This window comes from Duganella sp. S19_KUP01_CR8, assembly GCF_036688705.1.
Classification (GTDB): Bacteria; Pseudomonadota; Gammaproteobacteria; order Burkholderiales; family Burkholderiaceae_D; genus Rugamonas.
On the sequence record NZ_JAQQPR010000005.1, the window covers coordinates 111492 to 130642 of the forward strand.

16 protein-coding genes are annotated in these 19151 nt (G+C 65.5%); 6 read left to right on the forward strand and 10 right to left on the reverse strand.

Annotated elements, in window-relative coordinates:
• Positions 1-30: 30 nt before the first annotated feature.
• Positions 31-699, forward strand: coding sequence for a tRNA-uridine aminocarboxypropyltransferase (locus tag V6M89_RS06795; protein ID WP_332852486.1), 669 nt, complete (start codon positions 31-33; stop codon positions 697-699).
• On the opposite strand, the gene V6M89_RS06800 is transcribed toward V6M89_RS06795, so the two are convergent.
• The 3 genes from V6M89_RS06800 to V6M89_RS06810 are packed head-to-tail and all read right to left on the reverse strand — an operon-like array spanning position 682 to position 5998.
• Positions 682-3564 (reverse strand): Hsp70 family protein, encoded by a 2883-nt coding sequence (locus V6M89_RS06800; protein WP_332852487.1) that lies wholly within the window; start codon positions 3562-3564, stop codon positions 682-684. The two genes, V6M89_RS06795 and V6M89_RS06800, sit on opposite strands and share 18 nt — an antisense overlap.
• 2 nt (positions 3565-3566) lie before the next feature.
• Complete coding sequence (locus V6M89_RS06805; RefSeq protein ID WP_332852488.1) at positions 3567-5420, reverse strand: Hsp70 family protein; 1854 nt, start codon at positions 5418-5420, stop codon at positions 3567-3569.
• Positions 5417-5998, reverse strand: coding sequence for a DUF2760 domain-containing protein (locus V6M89_RS06810; protein WP_332852489.1), 582 nt, complete (start codon positions 5996-5998; stop codon positions 5417-5419). Before V6M89_RS06810 ends, V6M89_RS06805 begins: the two co-directional genes overlap by 4 nt.
• 276 nt (positions 5999-6274) lie before the next feature.
• On the opposite strand from V6M89_RS06810, the gene V6M89_RS06815 reads away from it, so the two are divergent.
• Positions 6275-7399, forward strand: a complete 1125-nt coding sequence (locus V6M89_RS06815) for a PA0069 family radical SAM protein (protein WP_332852490.1) — start codon at positions 6275-6277, stop codon at positions 7397-7399.
• Positions 7400-7405: 6 nt separating this feature from the next.
• Here the strand turns inward: V6M89_RS06815 and V6M89_RS06820 are convergent, their stop codons facing one another.
• Positions 7406-8074, reverse strand: coding sequence for an O-methyltransferase (locus tag V6M89_RS06820; RefSeq protein WP_332852491.1), 669 nt, complete (start codon positions 8072-8074; stop codon positions 7406-7408).
• 79 nt (positions 8075-8153) lie between these two features.
• On the opposite strand from V6M89_RS06820, the gene V6M89_RS06825 reads away from it, so the two are divergent.
• Positions 8154-8780, forward strand: coding sequence for a TetR family transcriptional regulator (locus V6M89_RS06825; RefSeq protein WP_332852492.1), 627 nt, complete (start codon positions 8154-8156; stop codon positions 8778-8780).
• Positions 8781-8827: 47 nt separating this feature from the next.
• Here V6M89_RS06825 and V6M89_RS06830 read toward each other — a convergent pair whose 3' ends face one another.
• The 3 genes from V6M89_RS06830 to V6M89_RS06840 form a co-directional block, all read right to left on the reverse strand.
• Positions 8828-11050 (reverse strand): alpha-galactosidase, encoded by a 2223-nt coding sequence (locus tag V6M89_RS06830; protein WP_332852493.1) that lies wholly within the window; start codon positions 11048-11050, stop codon positions 8828-8830.
• A gap of 78 nt (positions 11051-11128) precedes the next feature.
• Positions 11129-11704, reverse strand: coding sequence for a gamma-glutamylcyclotransferase (locus tag V6M89_RS06835; RefSeq protein WP_332852494.1), 576 nt, complete (start codon positions 11702-11704; stop codon positions 11129-11131).
• Between the two features lie 18 nt (positions 11705-11722).
• The gene (locus V6M89_RS06840; RefSeq protein ID WP_070268713.1) at positions 11723-12637 is read right to left on the reverse strand and encodes a LysR family transcriptional regulator; all 915 of its coding nucleotides are present in this window, start codon (positions 12635-12637) and stop codon (positions 11723-11725) included.
• Between the two features lie 89 nt (positions 12638-12726).
• Here V6M89_RS06840 and V6M89_RS06845 point away from each other — a divergent pair, with 89 nt between their 5' ends.
• Genes V6M89_RS06845 through maiA form a run of 3 tightly spaced genes read left to right on the forward strand, consistent with a single transcriptional unit; the run spans position 12727 to position 14930 of the window.
• Positions 12727-13263, forward strand: coding sequence for a VOC family protein (locus tag V6M89_RS06845; protein ID WP_332852495.1), 537 nt, complete (start codon positions 12727-12729; stop codon positions 13261-13263).
• A complete protein-coding gene (locus V6M89_RS06850) occupies positions 13260-14282 on the forward strand; it encodes a fumarylacetoacetate hydrolase family protein (RefSeq protein WP_332852496.1) in 1023 nt (340 codons plus the stop codon). Before V6M89_RS06845 ends, V6M89_RS06850 begins: the two co-directional genes overlap by 4 nt.
• A 3-nt stretch (positions 14283-14285) precedes the next feature.
• Positions 14286-14930: a maleylacetoacetate isomerase gene (maiA, locus tag V6M89_RS06855; protein WP_332852497.1), complete on the forward strand. Its 645-nt coding sequence runs from the start codon at positions 14286-14288 to the stop codon at positions 14928-14930.
• A gap of 93 nt (positions 14931-15023) precedes the next feature.
• Here maiA and V6M89_RS06860 read toward each other — a convergent pair whose 3' ends face one another.
• The 3 genes from V6M89_RS06860 to V6M89_RS06870 form a co-directional block, all read right to left on the reverse strand.
• Entirely contained in the window at positions 15024-16649 is a 1626-nt protein-coding gene (locus V6M89_RS06860; RefSeq protein WP_332852498.1) for a diguanylate cyclase, read from the reverse strand.
• A 177-nt stretch (positions 16650-16826) separates the two neighbouring features.
• Positions 16827-17993: an ABC transporter permease gene (locus V6M89_RS06865; protein WP_332852499.1), complete on the reverse strand. Its 1167-nt coding sequence runs from the start codon at positions 17991-17993 to the stop codon at positions 16827-16829.
• Positions 17990-19147 (reverse strand): ABC transporter permease, encoded by a 1158-nt coding sequence (locus V6M89_RS06870; protein ID WP_332852500.1) that lies wholly within the window; start codon positions 19145-19147, stop codon positions 17990-17992. The genes V6M89_RS06865 and V6M89_RS06870 overlap by 4 nt, the downstream gene beginning before the upstream one ends.
• Positions 19148-19151 lie beyond the last annotated feature (4 nt).

A 19151-nucleotide genomic window follows, 5' to 3' on the forward strand; every position in this document is an offset into this window, starting at 1 on the left:
TATCCGGCGCCTTCGGTACAATGGCGGTCTATGACGACCAGTACCGACGGCGCCGCCGCACCATCCACTCCACGTTCCACCCGCGCGCTATGCGCTACCTGTCTGCGTCCGCAGCAGACCTGCATTTGCCATTGGGTAGCCGCGTTGCCGAACCAGGTGGAGGTGCTGATTCTTCAACACCCGATGGAAGTGAACAACGCCAAGGGCAGCGCGCGCCTGCTGCATTTGAGCCTGGCCGACAGCCGCCTGGAAGTGGGCGAGGCCTTCGCATCGGAGCATTTGCAGGCGCTGTTGTCGCCTGAGCGGCGCAGCGTGCTGCTGTATCCCGACACGGCGGCCGATAAGTCGCTGGGCCTGGCCGCACCGCAGCCGTTCGATGCATCCTGGCTGCGCGAGCCGCAGCTTCTGCGCCTGGTGGTGCTGGACGGGACCTGGCGCAAAAGCCGCAAGATGCTTTACCTGAATCCAGCGCTGCAAGCCTTGCCGCGCCTGCCGCTACGCGATACGCCACCATCGCATTACCTGATCCGCAAGGCGCATCTGCCGGACCAGTTGTCCACGCTGGAGGCCACGGTCTACGCGCTGGCCCAATTGGAAAACGATATAAATAAATTCAATCCGCTGATCGACGCCTTCGACGGCTTCGTGGCGCAGCAGGCTGGCTACGTCGTGCGGCCGCCATCAGGCGATCAGCTTTAAGCCCGGAGGCAGGGCTTCGCCCAGCATGCGTTTTTCGTCGGCCTGGTCGAGCTGCACCACCTCGCGCACCATCGCGCTCCAGTTGGCAGGCGCGCCAACGGCGGCAAGGCGCCGCAGGATTTCCACCCGCAGCGTTTCGCCGATATCGCGGGTGCGGTCGCCCGTCATGCGCGCCAGATGGGCGGCGGCGAAACCGGCCGGCTCCACCTTCTTCCAGTCCAGCGACAGGATCGCGGCCAGCCATTGTTCGACGACGGCCGTTTCCACCACATCGTGCGCGCTGCCGTGGAAGGGCTGGCGCGCGCCGACCCGGCTCAAGCCCCACAGGAAGCGGGCCTGCGCTGCTTCGGCCTTGCCAACTTCGGCGGCGCCGCTGCGGGTTTTATTGGCGGCGGCTTTGACTGCGGCCTTGGTCGCCGCCTCCAGCTGCCCCAGCATCCACGCGCCGATTTCGGCCTTGTAGTTGCCGGGGATGCGCTCCAGCGATGCGCCCAGGCGCAGCATGTCTTCCTCGCTGCCGTTGACCAGCGTGTGCGGACGGCGTCCGCGTTCCTGCGCGTCGGCCTGCACGTTGAAGGCGAAATCGTCCAGCACGCGCAACTGCGCTTCCACACTCAGGCCGCCGGCCACGCGGCGCCACAGCGTCCACCATTCTGCGCAGACCTGGCTGTCCTTGTGGTGCTGGATGCCGGTGTCGAACATGGCCCACAGTTGCTCGATGCGCCATTCGTCCAGCGTGTAGCCAAAGCCGGGACGCAGGCAGTAACCGCTCAGGTTCAGCCACGCGCGTTCATGCTCGGACGAGCGGCGGCGGCCTTTGGCGCGCTGCATCAGCGCGTCGAACAGGCGGCGCAGCAGCGGCGTGGCCCAGCTCTCGCGGCTGCCCAGCAGGTGTTCGAGCTGCGCGCGCAACTGCTTGACTTCCTTGATGTCGACCTGCTGCGCGCGGCTGCCGAAGATGCGGTCTATCTTGTCGATGGCTGCATCGAAGCCGGCAGGCATCGGCGCTTCCTGCGGTGCTGCGGCATCGGCTTCGCCATCATCGACGGCGGACTCGCCGCGCAGCTGGAACTCCAGCAGCCAGCGCTGGGCGCCCTCGATGGCGACGCAGTGCACGTCCAGCGTGCCGACTTCGCTCAGCGTGGCGGCCAGTTGCACCGGGATCTCCTTGCGGGCGTCGGCGCTGCTGCTGTCGCGCAGCACGGTGGCGATCGGTGGCAACTGGATGTATTCGTCGGCTTGCAGCTCGACCAGCTCACCGGCTTGCGGTGGCGCGGCTTCGGAGATGGAGGAGGCCAGGTGGAAGCGCACCGGCCGGCCAAGGCGCAACGCGAAGGTGCGGTCGGCCAGCAGGATCTCGCGGTTCTCGACGCTGCCGCGCGGCAGGATGCAGACCGCGCGGCGCGGCTTGTCCTGGCGCGCTTCGTCGTCGAGCAGCAGGAAGTAGCTGCGCGGCGAGCCGCCGCCGATCACCGGCGCTTGTCCGGCCTGGCCCAGCGCGTAGGCGACGCCGCCGCGCGCCACCGCCACATCCGGATTGTCGTTGTGCAGAACTTGTAGCGGCTGCCCGCGCCAGTTGGCCAGCGTGGCCTCAAGGCGGCGGGCCAGCGCGTCGGCGCGGAATACGCCGCCGTTGAGCAGTAGCGTGTCCGGAATGGGAACGGTGTCGCGGTCGTCCGCAGCGATGCCCAGCGCCTCGCGCGCGGCTGCCGCGTGCTGGCGCAGGAAGCTGGCAAGGTGACGCGTGATCGCCGCATCGCTGGCGTAGGGCAGGCCGAATTCGACGATGGCGCCACGGCCGCGTCGCGCGGGTTCCTGCTGTTCGTTGAGGGGGAAGAAGCCATCCACCACCAAGGCGGCGACTTCCTCGCGCGTCAGGTCGGCCGAGCGCGATCCACCGATCAGGCGCGAGCCGGAACCGAGCAGGGTGACGGTGGTGCGCTCTGGCGCATTGGCCGCCAGCAGCAGCTCCTTCGCCGCGCGGCAGCGCTCCGCCAGTTGCGACAGGCTGCTGGCGGACAGGCGCGCCGCCACACCGCCGGCATTCGCCGCCATGCGCGTCTCGACCAGATGCGCCAGCGCCAGGTCCATATTGTCGCCGCCGAGTATCAGGTGGTTGCCCACGCCGATGCGGCTGATCTGCGGCTGGCCTTCGATCATTTCGACCTTGATCAGACTGAAGTCGGTGGTGCCGCCGCCGACGTCGCACACCAGTACCAGACGGGTGTCCGCCAGGTCGGTGGCCAGCGTCGCGCGCTGGCGGAATAGCCAATCATAAAACGCCGCCTGCGGTTCTTCCAGCAAGCGCAAGCCGGGCAGGCCGGCCATACGCGCCGCTTCCAGCGTCAATGCGCGCGCGCCTTCGTCAAAGGATGCCGGTATAGTCAGCACCAGCTGTTGATGCTCCAGCAGATGCGTGGGGAAGCGCGCATTCCACGCCGCCCGCACATGCGCCAGATATGAGGCGCTGGCGGCCACCGGCGACACCTTGGCCACATCGGCCTCCGCGCCCCACGGCAGTATCGGCGCCATGCGGTCCACCTGGGGATGGGACAGCCAGCTCTTGGCGCTGGAGACCAGCCGCCCCGGCACCTGCGCCCCCAGCTTGCGCGCCAGACGCCCGACCACCACTTGCGACAGACCCGCGACATCGGCCGCAGGCCAAGGCAGTTGCAGATCGCCGTCCGCCAGCTCGCCCTGCGCCGGGTGGTAGCGCAGCGAAGGCAGCAGCGCACCGGCGCCGACTTCGCCCGGCGCCACCAGCTGTTCGATCTCGAACAGGCGGATCTGCGCGCTGCCCGGCTCAGAATAAGCCAGCACCGTGTTGGTGGTGCCGAGATCGATACTGACGACGTATTGACTCATGCTCAGGCTTGGGCACCCGCGCGTACGTCGAACTCCACCTTCCAGCGCTGGCCGTCGTTGGCCACCGCTTGCAGTTCCAAGGTGCCCGACTCGGTCGCCATCGCATGCAGGCGCACCTGCACCACGTCGCTGGTCTGGCGGCCTTCCGGCGACAGCGTCGCCTGAATCTCGTTCAACTCGATCAGCTCATCGGCGCTCCAGAAGTCCAGCAGGTCGCCGATCTGGTCCTGGCGGCGCACCGACGAACCGAAGAAGCGGAACTGCACCGGCTCACCGACCACCAGGCCGAACTCCTGGTTCGGCAGTTCGATCTCGCTGCCTTCCTCCATGCCGAACGGCGCCACGCACAGCGCCTGGATCGGAGGTTCCATGCCGGGGATGGCAGGCATCGACGATTCGATCGCCACATAGTAGGCACGCGCCGTACCGCCGCGAATGCGCACGCCGCTGCCGCGACGCACGTAGCTGTAGTAGGCCGCGCCGCGCGCCACCGCCAGGTCCAGGTCCGCGCCGCCCAGCATGCGCGCAGGCTCGGAGCCTTCCAGGTACAGCCAGTCGTTGATGGCGTCCATGATGCGCTGCGACAGCAGGTCCGACTTGAACACGCCGCCGTTGAACAGCACCGCCGTTGGATGCAGGAAGGTCGCGTCGGCGCTTTGCTTGCCGACGTAGCCTTCCAGTTCGCTGGTCGCACCCAACTGGCGCGCCAGGAAGGCGGCCAGATGGCGCGTGATGCCGGCGTCCTGCGCATACGGCAGGCCAAGCTGCGTCAGGCCTGCGCGTGTGCGCACCGCCGGACGGGCCGACGCTTCCACCTGTGGGAAGAAACCGTCGAGGATGAAGGTAGTCACTTCGTCGCGCGTCAGTTCGGTGCGGATCGAACCGCCGATCAGCTTCGAGCCACGGCTCGGCACGACGATAGGCCAGGTATCGACGCTGGCGTCGGCCAGCAGTTTTTCCTTGGCGCTGCGGCAGCCGTAGGTCAGCGCGCGCATTTGCCAGGCGTCGAGCTGGGTGCCGTTGGCGGCCAGCTTGCGCGCCACCAGATGCGCCAGCGCCAGGTCCATATTGTCGCCGCCGAGCAGAATGTGGTCGCCCACCGCGATGCGGTGCGGTTCCAGCACGCCGTCGCGTTCCAGCACGGCGATCAGCGAAAAGTCGCTGGTGCCGCCGCCCACGTCCACCACCAGGATGATGTCGCCCGGCTTGACTTCCTTGCGCCAGCGGCCTTCGCTGCCCTGGATCCAGCTGTACAGGGCCGCTTGCGGCTCTTCAAGCAAGGTCAGGTTGGTGTAGCCGGCCGCGCGTGCCGCGTCGGCCGTCAGTTCGCGCGCGCCTGGGTCGAACGATGCGGGGATCGTCACCGTCACCGCCTGTTCGCCGAACGGCGCGTCAGGGTAGGCCTGCTCCCACGCCTGGCGCAGGTGCGTCAGGTAGCGGGTCGATGCTTCCAGCGGCGAGACGCGCGACACTTCTTCCGGCGCGTCGTTCGGCAGCAGGGCGGAGCGGCGGTCGACGCCCGGATGGCTCAACCAGCTCTTGGCGCTGGAGACCAGGCGGATAGGCGTGGTGGCGCCACGGCTGCGCGCCATCTCGCCGGCGACGGCGGTTTGTTCTTCCGGCGATTGCGGCCATGGCAGGCTCAATTCGCCCGGCGCCAATTCGTCCGCGTGCGGCAGGTAAAGGAAGGACGGCAGCAGCGGCAGTTCTTCCACCGTGCCCGGTGCGGTCAGCTGCGGAATGGCCAGCACGCCGTGCTGGGTTTTCTCGCCGTCGCTGGCGCCCAGGTCCACATAGGACAGCGCGCTGTGCGTGGTGCCAAGGTCGATGCCGATGGCGTAGCGTGGGTCGCTCATAATTCCACCTCCGCCGGCGCCAGGATGGCGGCATCGTGTGCTTCGGCCAGTTTCGGCAGACGCACGTTGGAGGCGCGCCAGCCGCGATGGCTCAAGGCGCCGCGGAACGGCGCGCTGCCGACCACGTTGCCGGTCAGGCGCACGGCGCTGGCGTCGAAGCCTTCTTCCAGCACCACGCGGCTGCCTTCGGCCTCGCTGCGTACCGCTTCGATGGTGAAGTGCTCGCGCAGCACTTTGCTGCAGCCTTCATGCACCACGCGCGCGGCGGCGCCGATGTCGGCGTCGGAGTAGGCGCTCAGGTTTTCCTGGGTGAAGTCGATCAGGCGCGCTTCGCGCTGGAACAGGCTCAGAAGCTGCAAGGCGGCATCCGGCGTGGCCACGCGCAGCGGCGTTGGCGCAGGCGCGGGCGCCGGGGCTGGTGCCGGAGCTGCCACAGGAGCGGCGGCCGGCTGCGGCGCGTCGTCGATGCGCATCAGGCGCGCTGCGTACTCGGCGTCGGACAGCGCGCGGAAAAACGCGCCGATGGCGATGGAAATCCTGCTAAAAAACGACGGCAATGGTTGAGTCGAATTGTTCATATTGTTTGCTCGTATCGGGTGAGCCGGGGCGCCGCATCGGCGGCATCCTGGCGAGGTGTGGGTTGGGGGCGCGCGTGGCGCGGGGAAATTCCGTCCCCCGGAAGCCCTGCATGATACCAGCTTGATCACTTGGTTCCCAAGAAGGCAAGCATGCACCTTTGATATTTCGCTTGATATCGTCATTTTAAGCGCCTAGAATACTGTATATGTATACAGTAGTTTGGTGCCGCGATGTCTTACGATGAAAACCACGATGAAAATAATCAGGAGCATGTAATGCTGCCGCCGCCGTCGTTGAAGGCGCAAAAAGGCCGTGGCGCGGTGTCGAACCTGCAAGGGCGGTTCGAGGTCCACGCGCGCGAGGCGTATGACGACGGCTGGGAGCGTGAAGAGGAGGAAGCCCCGCCCTGGAAGACGCAAGTCACGGACGAGCTCTGCAAATCCATCCTCAGCCGCAATGCTTCGCCGGATTTGCCGTTCAGCGTCTCGCTCAATCCCTACCGGGGCTGCGAGCACGGCTGCATTTATTGCTTCGCGCGGCCCACGCACAGCTATCTCGGCCTGTCGCCCGGCATGGACTTCGAGAGCAAGATCTTCGCCAAGGTCAACGCGCCGGAAGTGCTGCGGCGCGAGTTGGCCAAGGCCAGCTACGAGCCGTCCTCGATCGCGCTCGGTGTCAATACGGACGCCTACCAGCCCTGCGAGCGTGAACGCAAGCTCACCCGCCGCGTGTTGGAGGTGCTGCAGGAATGCCAGCACCCGGTTGGCCTGATCACCAAGTCCTCGCTGATCGAGCGCGATATCGACATCCTGTCGGCGATGGCGGCCCGGCAGCAGGCCGGCGTCGCCATCACGCTGACCACGCTGGATCCTGCCATCGCGCGCACGCTGGAGCCGCGCGCCGCCGCGCCCGCCCGTCGCCTGCGCACGATCCGCACGCTGACCGCCGCCGGCATCCCGGTCGCGGTCAGTGTCGCGCCCATCATCCCCTTCGTCACCGAGCCCGATCTGGAGCGCATCCTGGAAGCGGTGAAGGAGGCAGGCGCCGTCAGCGCCCACTACACGGTGCTGCGCCTGCCGTGGGAAGTGGCGCCGCTGTTCCACCAGTGGCTGCAAGCGCACTTCCCGGAGCGGGCCCAGCGCGTGATGAACCGCGTGCGTGAAATGCGCGGCGGCAAAGACTACGACAGCAACTTCGGCGCCCGCATGAAAGGCGAGGGCGTGTGGGCCGAGCTGATACGCCAGCGCTTCAAGATCGCCACCGAACGTCTCGGCCTGACCGGACGCGGCAGCCGCTTTCACAACATGGACGCGTCGCAGTTCACCCGTCCGCTGGTGGTGCCGCCGCTGGGCGCGCGCGCCAAGGCGACGGCCGACGCCGGTCAGCTGGACTTATTTTGAGGAGGCCTACACGCCGGTGTAGACGGAAAGTTCAACATCTTCCGCAAACGGCAGCGACATGAAGCCAGATTCAGGCGAACGCACCAGCGCCACATAGTCCGGATTCATGTCGGCGTTGTCCGCGATGACGAGCGCACCCGGCCGCAGCCGGCTCCGCACCAGGCCGAGGATCTCGGGATACAGCGCCTTGGCGCCGTCGAGCAGCAGCAGGTCGACCTGTTCCGGCAGATCGCTGGCGAGCGTTTCCAGCGCATCGCCGGCGCGGATGTCCACCAAGTCGAGCACGCCGCCTTGCTCCAGATGGTCGCGGGCCCGCGCCACCTTGGTCGGTTCGAACTCGCTGGTGATCAGATGGCCGCCGCCGTTGTCGCGCAGCGCGGCTGCCAGGTACAAGGTCGAGATACCGAACGACGTGCCGAACTCGACGATATTGCGGGCACGGCAGCTGCGCGTCAGCATGTACAGCAACTCGCCGGTCTGGCGCGACACGGGCAGCGGCACATCCTTCAGCCGATGGTAGAGGTTGAGGTATTCGGTCTTGCTGCGCATCAGGCGGTCGCGCTCGTCCTTGGACAATTCGGCGACGGCCGGAATCGCGGCGATCTGCACGGCGTCGGCTTCGTCAAACAGGCGGTCGAGCAGCGAGGCCACGGGATTATTGGTCAGGGTTGTCATGGTGATTCCTTTCGAATGAAGAATGGATATAATATGAAGAATCCTTCATGTTTCATATTCGCATTCGGAAGCTCCCCCCATGGCAGACCCCGCAAAAGCCCCAATCTCCTCGCGCAGGAAGCCCAAGCAGGCACGCTCGGCGGACCTGGTTTCGGCCATTCTTGAAGCGGCTATTCAGGTTTTGGCGAAGGAGGGCGTGCGCCGCTTCACCACCACGCGGGTGGCGGAGCGTGCCGGTGTGAGCGTGGGATCGGTGTACCAGTACTTTCCGAACAAGGCGTCCATCCTGTTCAGGCTGCAGTCGGATGAGTGGCGGGAAACCACCGAGATGCTGGTCAACATCCTGCAAGACAAGCAGAAGCCGCCGCTGGAGCGGCTGCGCGCACTGGTGCACGCCTTCCTGCGTTCGGAAGTGGAAGAAGCCGACATCCGCACCGCGCTCAACGACGCCGCGCCGTACTACCGCGACAGCCCCGAAGCCCACGAGACGCGGTCGGAGGTCGATGACATCATGAACGCCTTCATGCTGGAAGCCCTGCCATCGGTCACGGACAGCGTGCGGGCCCTGGCGGGCGACCTCATCATGACGACCTTCGGTTCAGTCGGCAAACAGTTTTCGGAAATGCCGCGCACGGAGGAAGAAACCCACGCCTACTCGGAAGCCTTGGCCGATATGCTGTGCGCCTACCTCGCCAGTCTGAACTAGCAGGCCGCAGGACAACACGCCTATATTCCCTGCCGTGTCATGCTGTTTCAAACGCCATCCAGCACCAAGGCGGCAGCCTGGAAATCCCCTTCGAGCACGACATCGATTCCACGCCCCATCCAGTAAGCGCCGCTGGCGCGCTGCGGCGTCTGCGGCGTGGCACTGCCGGAAATCGCCCGAAGCGCATAGTTCCGTTTCGGATCAAGTCCGCGCAGCTGGATGCGCGGCTGCGGATTGCGTCTGCCGCCGGAGTGCAGGAAGGCAAACAGCACGGCCTGTTTGCCGTCCTGTGCCACGGACAGCGTGGCCGAGCGTGCCGCTCCGCGCTGCGGCGACACCAGACGGTACAGCTTCCCTTGCTGCACCGTCGATCGGACACTCTTGTATTCCGCGACCAGGCGCTTGGCTTTCGCGAAATCCTCGTCCTTCCAGTGATTCAGATTGGCGCCGATGCCCAGCGCTCCCTGCATCGATGACAGGAAGCGGTATTCCAGCGACGTGACGCGCTTGTTGAGGTAGTTCGGCGCATCGGTCACCCAGGCCATCATGATCCCTGGTGCATAGGCGTGGCTGAAGCCGTCCTGGATCAGCAGCCGATCGAACGGATCGGTGTTATCGGATGTCCACACTTGATCGGTCAGCGCCATGATGCCGAGATCCACGCGGCCGCCACCGCTGGCGCAGGATTCGATCTCGAGCTTCGGGTGGCGCCGGCGCAGTTCGGCCAGCAGTTTGTACAGGTTTTCCACGTAGCTGACATACAGCCTCTGCTGCTCTCCAGGCGCCGCCTCCGGCCAGCCGGGTTCCGACCACGCGCGGTTGTGGTCCCACTTGAGGAAGGCGATGTCATGCTCAACGAGGAGCTTGTCGAGCACCGTCAGCAGGTACTCGTACACATCCTTGCGCGCCAGGTTCAGTACCAGCTGGTTGCGTGCCTCGTTGCGCGGCCGGCCCTTGAAGTTGATGACCCAGTCCGGATGGGCTCGATACAGATCACTGTCCGGATTGACCATTTCCGGCTCCACCCACAGCCCGAACTCCATGCCGAGCGCGTTGACTCGCCTGATCAGCGGCGCCAGCCCGTTCGGGAATTTTTGTCGGTTGACGAGCCAGTCGCCCAGGCCGGCCTTGTCGCTATTGCGCGCCCCAAACCAGCCATCATCGACCACGAAACGCTCCACGCCGATGCTTGCCGCCTTCTCGGCAAGCGCCACCTGTCCCGCTTCATCGACGGCGAAAGCGGTGGCTTCCCACGAATTATAGAGAATGGGGCGCAGTCGCGGCTGCGGCGCACCAGGCAGGATGCGCTCGCGCTGGTAGCGGTGGAACATGCGGGACGCGCCGCCAAAGCCACTCTCCGAATATCCGGCGTGGAACGCAGGCGACGCCAGGCTCTCACCCGGCTTCAGCCGATAGGCGAAGTCGAAAGGGTTGTAGCCGGCGGTCGTGCGGACGCCGCCTAGCGCATCCATGTCGACGTGGATGCGCCAGGAGCCGCTCCATCCCAGCGCACCGAACCACACGGGACCGGATTCCTCTTCCGTGCCGGCATGGCTGATCGCGATCCACGGATTGGCCTGGTGGGAAGTGATGCCCTTGCGGCTTTCAATGACGATGGAGCCCGGCTCGATCGGGCGCGTCTGCAATGCGAATTCACCCCCCCAGCGTCCTGTCAGGTAGGAAAGGCGGTAATCGTCCCGGTATGGCAGGTTGATGCTCGCGGCCGCCAGCTGGTCGAGCTGGATCCAGCTGGCCGTGCGGTTTTCCACCACGGCCGAGCGGACCAGGATGCCTGTCGCCATATCCATTGCATACGTGAGGGTCACATGGACGGCGCGGCTGGCATCCTTCATCCGCACCACGATCCGGTCCTTGTCGAGCTGGTGACTCACGTAGCGCAAGGCGAGGTCGCGCACGCCGTCCGGGAACGTCACCTTCAGGGCTGGTTCGACGGTCAGGCCACCGCCAAAGGACGGGAACTCGAACGGCGTGATCGTGACCGGCATTTCATTGGAGGAGTTTTCGGGCACCGGCACGGGGGCCGGCAAGCTATCCTCGCTGGACAAGGCGCTACCCCAGTACATCGACTGCAACTGCCCTTCGCTATTGACGCCGAACGCGTAGGTGACGCCCGGTCCATCGAGCCGGAAGACCCTGGTGGTTTCGTCCACGGAAGGCCGGGCCATGACGGAGCCGTCGATGGCGATACCGGCGAGGCCGCCGAGAAGTTGCATGCAGAGGGTGCGGCGGCGCTGGTCGATATGAGCCATATGGTGTTGTCTCGCGATCGTTATCGTTGCAGTGGATGTGGTTTCGACTGGATGGGACTGATCCCGGCCGCCATCATATCAAGTACCTTGGTCTTTCAGCGCGGCCAGATGGCGTTCGATCTCGAACACATGCTGGTCATGGCGGCCCAGTTCGCGCAGCGCGCTGGCCAGATGGTTGAGATAGTCGCTGTTCGGCCCGCTGGGTCCGGCGGAGCGGGCGATATGCCGCGCGATCTCCTGCTCGGAGGCGGCGCCGAGGAAGGCCGTGTTGTCCGGCGTGGCAATGTAGACCAGGCCTTCGACGCTGTCGCCGTCCTCAAACGCGATGGCGATCGCCAGCCGCAGATAGCCGTTCTTCTCGCGATGGTCCAGGTGCGCGAACACTTCCGGCGTCACCAGATAGGCCATGCCGTGGCACACCGCGCCGGGCGCTTCGATGATGGTCACGACCCGGCCCGGCGCGTCCGGCGTGCCGCGATGGTCGTGCGAGCCTTGCCAGAAGCGCCGCGTCCAGTTGGCGATGCTGGCCGGACGGCGTTCAAGGTAAGGGAAGTCGGCTTTGTAAATCAGTGAGCCGTAGCCGAACAACCAAACGCTGTGGTGGCCGTCGAACTGGTCCATCTTCTGATTGATGGCGATGGTATCTGCTGTCATGCGTCAATTATAAAACGTTCAGCCCTGCGGCACATTCCACTGATGCGCCGCTGCAAACTCTTGCAGGAAGGCGACGAAACTCTCGGCCGCGGGGGACAGCGCCCGCGCGTTGCGCGTGTAGACGAAGAAGCGCCGCGTCAGCGCCGGCGATTCCAGCGGCCGCATCTGCAAACCATACAGCTGCACCATCTTTTCCGCATACGGCAGGCACACCGTGATGCCCAGCCGCGCATGCACCATGGCCAGCGCGGTGGTCATGAAGGTCACCTCGTTGTACGGGCTCAGCGACTGCTCGCGGAACGACGCGTGCATGTCGCGCAACAGCCGCTCGGTGAACTGTCCCTGCAGCGAGATCAAGGGAAACTCGTTCACATCGGCCCAGGTGATGCGCTTGCGCTGCTCCAGCGGATGGCCGGGCGGATACACCACCACGAAGGGCATCTCAAACAGCGGCTGCGCTTCGATCTCGGCGGTGGTATCGCGGTCCGGGCCGATGCCGAAGTCGGCCTCGCCACTGAACACCCGCGCCGACACCATCTCGACCGGGCTGTCGGCCAGCCACACCTGCACGTCCGGGTAGCGCGCCTTGTAGGCCGCGATCACCTCCGGGATCAGCGTGCAGGACAGCATCTGCGGCGCCGCCACCCGCACCGAACCCTGCTTGAGCGCCTTGCGGCTGGCGATGTCGGCCATGGCGCGGTCCAGGTCCTGCAGCATCTTCTCGAACAGCGGCGTGAGCTCGCGGCCGATCTCCGACAGCTGCGCTTTGCGCGTGGTACGCTCGACGACGCGCACCCCCAGCATCTGCTCCAGCTCCTTGATCTGGCCGCTGAGCGCGGATTGGGTCACATTGAGATGCTCGGCGGCCAGCGTAAAGCTGCCGGTTTTGGCGAGCGCCACCAGGGCGCGCATCTGGCGCAAACTAGGATTCATCGGGAAATCTGATAAGTGGGTTGGAAAATATCGTTTGTATGATATCTGAAATTCGCATTTAATGCGGAATGACTGATCTGGAGACAAGCATGAAAATCAAGCAAATCCACCATGTGGCCTACCGCTGCATCGACGCCAAGCAGACCGTCGAGTGGTACGTCAAACACCTGAACATGAACTTCGTACTGGCCATCGCCGAAGACGAAGTACCGTCCACCAAGGCGCCGGACCCGTACATGCACGTGTTCCTGGACGCCGGCCATGGCAACGTGCTGGCCTTCTTCGAGCTGCCGACCCAGGCGCCGATGGACCGCGACCACAACACCCCGGCCTGGGTGCAGCACCTGGCGATGGAAGTCGAGACCATGGACGAACTGCTGGCCGCCAAGGAGCGCCTGGTCGCCGCCGGCATCAGCGTGATCGGCCCGGTCAACCACACCATCTTCAAATCGATCTACTTCTTCGACCCGAACGGCCACCGCCTCGAATTGGCGGTCAACACCGGCACGCCGGAGATGATGCAGAAGCTCGACGCCGTCAAATGGGAGATGCTGGAAGAGTGGTCGCAGACCCGCAAGGCGCCCAAGCACGCCGCCTGGATGCACGCACCGGAGGTGAAAGCATGAAGCTCGCAACCCTGAAAGACGGCAGCCGCGATGGCCGCCTGGTGGTGGTCAGCCGCGACCTGTCGCGCTACCAGCACGTACCGAAAATCTCCGCCACGCTGCAGCACGCGCTGGACAACTGGGAGCTGGTATCCCCGCGCCTGGAGCAGGTCTACGCCTCGCTGAACGCCGGCGACGCCATCGATACCCATCCGTTCGACCAGCAGTACTGCCACTCGCCGCTGCCGCGCGCCTACCAGTGGGCCGACGGTTCGGCCTACATCAACCACGTTGAGCTGGTGCGCAAGGCGCGCAACGCCGAAGTGCCGGCCTCCTTCTACACCGACCCGCTGATGTACCAGGGCGGCTCGGATAGTTTCATCGGCCCGCGCGATGCTATCTTCGCGCTGTCCGAAGAATGGGGCATCGACCTGGAGGCCGAAGTGGCCGTCATCACCGGCGACGTGCGCATGGGCGCCAGCGTCGGCGACTGCGCAAAAGCGATCCGCCTGGTCATGCTGGTCAACGACGTCTCGCTGCGCAACCTGATCCCGAACGAACTGGCCAAGGGTTTCGGCTTCTTCCAGTCGAAAGCGGCCAGCGCCTTCTCGCCGGTGGCCGTCACGCCGGACGAACTGGGCGCGCACTGGGCCGACACCAAGCTGCACCTGCCGCTGCTGGTCGACCTGAACAAACAACCCTTCGGCAAGCCGAACGCCGGCGACGACATGACCTTCAACTTCGCGCAACTGGTGGCGCACGCCGCCGCCACGCGTGAACTGGCGGCCGGCACCATCATCGGTTCCGGCACGGTGTCGAACAAGCAGGGCAGCCTGCACGGATCGAGCATCGCCAACGGCGGCGTGGGCTACTGCTGCCTGGCCGAAGTGCGCATGTACGAGACCATCGAAAGCGGCAAGCCGCAAACCGGCTTCCTCAAATTCGGCGACAGCGTGCGCATCGAGATGAAGGACGAGCAGGGCGCCAGCATCTTCGGCGCCATCGAGCAAACCGTCACGCACTACCAAGAGCGCAGCTAAAGCATGAAGCTTTATACCTACTTCCGCAGCACTGCGGCCTATCGCGTGCGCATCGCGCTGAACCTGAAAGGCCTGGCCTACGATGCCGTGCCGGTGCACTTGCTGCGCGACGGCGGCGAACAACTGGCCGACTCCTACCGCGCGCTTAATCCGTCGGCGCTGCTGCCGACGCTGGACGACGACGGCAGCGTGATCGGCCAGTCATTGGCCATCATCGAATATCTGGAGGAGACGCGCCCGCAAGTGCCGCTGCTGCCGACCACCGCTGCCGACCGCGCCCGCGTGCGCGCGCTGGCGCTGACGGTGGCTGCGGACACTCACCCGCTGGGCAACCTGCGCGTGTTGAAGTACCTGAAGAACCAGTTGAAGGTGACCGAAGAAGTCAAGCTGGAATGGCAGCAGCACTGGCTGCGCACCGGCATGGCGACGCTGGAGCGCCTGCTGGCCGACGATACGCGCACCGGCCGCTACTGCCACGGCGACACGCCAACGCTGGCCGACTGCTGCCTGGTGCCGCAGGTATTCGGCGCCCAGCGCTTCGGGGTGGACATGGCGCCGTATCCGACCATCATGCGGATCTTCGAGGCCTGCGCCGAGCTGCCGGCCTTCCAGCAGGCGCACCCGTCGCAGCAGCCGGACGCGGAGTAAGCAAGCACCCCGTACGCCTAAGCGATACGCATGCCGCGCCACTTAGGGGTCGGACCCCGTACGGGGTCCGACCCCGTTGGTCGTGCGGGGTAATCAGGCGCTGACCACGCGGTCGCGCCCTTGGTGCTTGGCCTGATACAGCGCCTTGTCGGCGCGCGAGATCAGCGACGAGGCGCTGTCCGGTGCTCCTTCCGGCGCCGACGCCGCCACGCCGATGCTGACGGTGAGCGTAATCAGTTCACCGTTGTCGCCCTCGATGCGCAGGTCGGCGACGTCGCAGCGCAGCCGCTCGGCGGCGCCGCTGGCGACATTGATTTCGGTCTCCGGCATCAACAGCACGAACTCCTCGCCGCCGAAGCGCGACGCCATGTCGATATTGCGCATGCCGCCGGCCAGCGCCTTGGCGACGGCCACAATGGCGCGGTCGCCGGCCTCGTGGCCATAGACGTCGTTGACGTTCTTGAAGTGGTCGATGTCGACCATCAGCAGCGACAGCGGATGCTTGAAGCGGCGGCTGCGTTCCAGCTCCTTGTTGATCTGCTCCGTCATGCGGCGGCGGTTGCCGATGCCGGTTAGTGGATCGGTGGTGGCCAGCTGTTCCAGCTTGGTGTTGGCGATCATCAGCTCCAGCGTGCGTTGCATCACCCGCGCTTCCAGCTGGTTGCGTTCATCGTGCAGCGCGGACAGTGTTTGGCGGCGCCCGCGCAGCGCGACGATCAGCGCCGAAATCAAGATCCCTTCCAGCACGATCAGCGTGGCGCCGGCCAGTATCTGCCACAAGTATTCCTCGAACACGCTGCGCGGGCGGTTGAGCCATTGCGCCGTCGGCGGAATGTTCTGCAAGTGGAAGCGCTGTGCGGCGCCGTAGTCGAACAGGTAGCCGGGGATGCCGGCGATATCGGGCTTCTGCTGCATCAGGATGGCGGCGATGGCGCGGCCTATGCGCTCGGCGCTGACCACGTAGCCGCCGACCACGCCGGGCACCACGATGGCCTCCCAGTTGGTGAACACCGGCACCTGCGTGGTGGCCGCCAGCTTGCGCGCGATGTCCACCGGCCGGCGCCGCTCCCCGGTGACGTCGTGGTAGGTGGGCAGCAGGAAGATGGCGCTGCCGGGCCGCAGCAGCGCGGCCAGGCGGAAGATCTCGTCGTAGCTGAGTTGATCCCAGTATTCGAAGCGCATTTGCTTGTCGTAGCCGGCGGCCGCCTTGCGCATGCCGGTCACGGATTCCTGCATGCGTTCCGTGCTGTCGCCGATCACCACCACGTGCCGCACGTCCGGCGCCACTTGCGGGATGATGCCGATGGCGCGGTCGAAATCCGCATGGACCTGGTAGGCTATGCCGTCGGACGGCGTCCAGTCCAGTCGTCCATGGTTGACGTAGTGGCGCGGCACGCCTCGGAACAGGTCGGGACGCTCGCTGAGGAAGCGCGCCGCCACGTAGTTCTCGGTGATGATGGCGTCGAACTTGATGTTGGCATACTTGGTGCGCAGGTACTGCTCCATACCGGCCTGCGCCTGCTCGTCGCCGACGCGCACGGCGTCGAAGCGTTCTTCGAAAATACCCAGCGCGGAAGTCAGGTTTTTGTCCGCCAGTTCGGTCGTTAAACCCTTGTTGATCAGGCGCTGCCAGGCCGACGCGGAATCGGAACCCAGCGAATACAGCACCAGCACCTTGCGCTCACCGGCGGCCCATGCGGGCGCCGCCAGCATCGACATCAGCAGGGCACAGCAAAGCAGTAGCCGGCGCCAGAATTGGCGTGGCCCGGTTCCGTGCGCGGCAGGTGGATGATCCTTGTGCGGCATGGTCGGCTGTGATTCCGAAGGCAAAAATGGCGTATGCGGCGAAATTTGCATTCAGGCAAGTCTAGCATGCTTTCTTTCACTATTGTTTAGTCATGCGGCGCGCAAGGCGTCGACGATTTTCATGCGGGCCGCGCGCAGCGCCGGCAGGAAGCCGCCGACCATGCCCATCGCCAGCGAAAACATGAGCGTTTTGACCACGATCGCCGGCGTCAGGCGGAAGCCGAAGGCCAGCTCGGAGAAGGACTGGAAATTGGTGGTCGAGAAGGACAGGAACTGCATCAGCGAGGCGCAGGCCAGGCCCAGTGCGCCGCCCAGCACCGCCAGCAGCATCGACTCCGCCAGGAAGGCGGCCAGGATGCTGCGGCGCTGGAAGCCCAGCGCGCGCAAGGTGCCGATCTCGCCGACGCGGTTGGCGACCGAGGCGTACATGGTGATGGTGGCGCCTATCATCGCGCCGATCGAGAAGATGATCGACAGGATCAGCCCTAGCACGCTGATGAAGGTGGACAGCGCCTTCGACTGGTCGGAGTAGAAGGTCTGTTCGCGCTTGGCGTCCAGCGTCAGGCGCTGGTCGGCTTCGATGTCTCTCTTGAAGCCGTCGAACAGCGAGGTGTCGGCCAGCCGCAGCACCATGGCCGAATAGGCGTTGCGGCGGAAGGCCGGCATCAGCTGGTCGGCGTCGCCCCAGATCTCGGAATCGAAGCCGCTGTTGCCGGCGTCGAACAGGCCGACCACGGTCCACTGGCGCTGGCCGAAGCGCAGCGTCTCGCCGATGCCGGCGCCCTCGAAGCGGCGCGCGATGCTGGCGCCGGCGATGATCTCGGAAGCGCCGGGACGGAACATGCGGCCCGCCGTCAGCTTGACTTGCGGCCGCAGCATCAGTCCGCGCGGCGAAATGCCGCGGATGATGACGTTGGACGGCTTGGCCGAGCCGCGCTTGTTGAGCGAGATCAGCACCACCGTTTCCTTCGACAGCAAGGGCTGGCCATCGGCGCCGAGTGCGATGGCCGGGTGGCTGGAGGCGATGTTGGCCTGGGTGCGGTCTACGCCGCTCTGCACTTCGGTGGCGGCCGAACGGCGGATCAGGATCACGTTGTCGTATTCGCCGGTGGTGACCATGGTGTTGCGCAGGCCTTCGTCCAGCATCAGCACCGTGGCGAACACGAACACCACCAGCGCCAGGCCGGCGCCGGTCAGCGCGGTGGTCAGGCGGCGCGCCCACAGGTTGCGGGCCACGTAGGACAGGGGAATCTTCAACCTATGCTCCTCAAGCCGTCGACGATGTTGATGCGCACCGCCCGTATCGTCGGCGCGATGGCGGCGACGGCGCCGATGGCCAGCGCGGCCAGCACCTGCTGGATCACCGTCAGCTGCGACACTTCAAACACCGGGAACATGGTGCCCATCACCTTGCCGAGGAAGCTCGCGAACGGGAACAGGATGACGATGCCGATCGCCGCGCCGATCGCCGACAGCAGCAGCGATTCGCCCAGGATCATCAGCGTCAGGAAGCCGGGGCCGAAGCCCAGCGCCTTCAGCGTGGCGTATTCGCCCAGCCGCTCGCGCGCGCTCATGGCCATGGTGTTGGCCATCACCGCCGCGATAATGATGATGACCACGAACGACACCACGCGGATCGCCACCACGATCGCTTCGGACATCGACACGAAGCCCAGTTGGAAGGCCTTCTCGGTCTCGGTCAGCGTCTCGGCCAGCGAGTTGGCGAACTCCTTGTCGACGGCGGCGGAAATGGCGGCGGCGTTCTCCGGCTGGTCGATCTGCACCACGTACACGCCGATCTGGTTGGAGCGGCGCGGCGCCACCTTCTTCATCGTCTCGTTGACGTAGTCCCAGTGGAAGAACAGGGTGGAGGTGTTGGTGGTGCTTTGCTTGCCGTCGTAGATGCCACGCACCACCAACTCCCAGTTGCCGGGGTAGATGGTGCCCTTGAGCGGAATGATGTCGCCGACCTTGAAGCCATATTGGTCGGCCAGCTTGCGGCCGACGATGCAGCCCTTGCGGTCCTTGAGGAAGGCGGCGCGGTCGTCCGGCGGCAGCAGGTAGTCGGGATAGATGTTCAGGTAGCTGTCGCCGGAGATGGCGAACTGCGCGAAGAAGTTCTTCGGATCCTTGTACGTGCCCTGGAACCAGTTGGCGAAGCCGACGCCGGATACGCCCGGCACCGCGCGGATGCGCGCCTGGTAGGACAACGGCAGCGGGAACACCAGCGAGGTCTTGTTGCGCGTGACCAGCGTGGTGTTGGACGCACCCTCGGCGCCGGCATACCACGCGTCGACCACAGTTTGCAGCAGGCCGAAGGAAAAGATCGCCACCACCAGGCCGAGTATGGTCAGCGAGGTGCGCAGCTTGTGGCGCATGGAGTTCTTGAAGATCAGCCGCAGCGTGTACATGGTG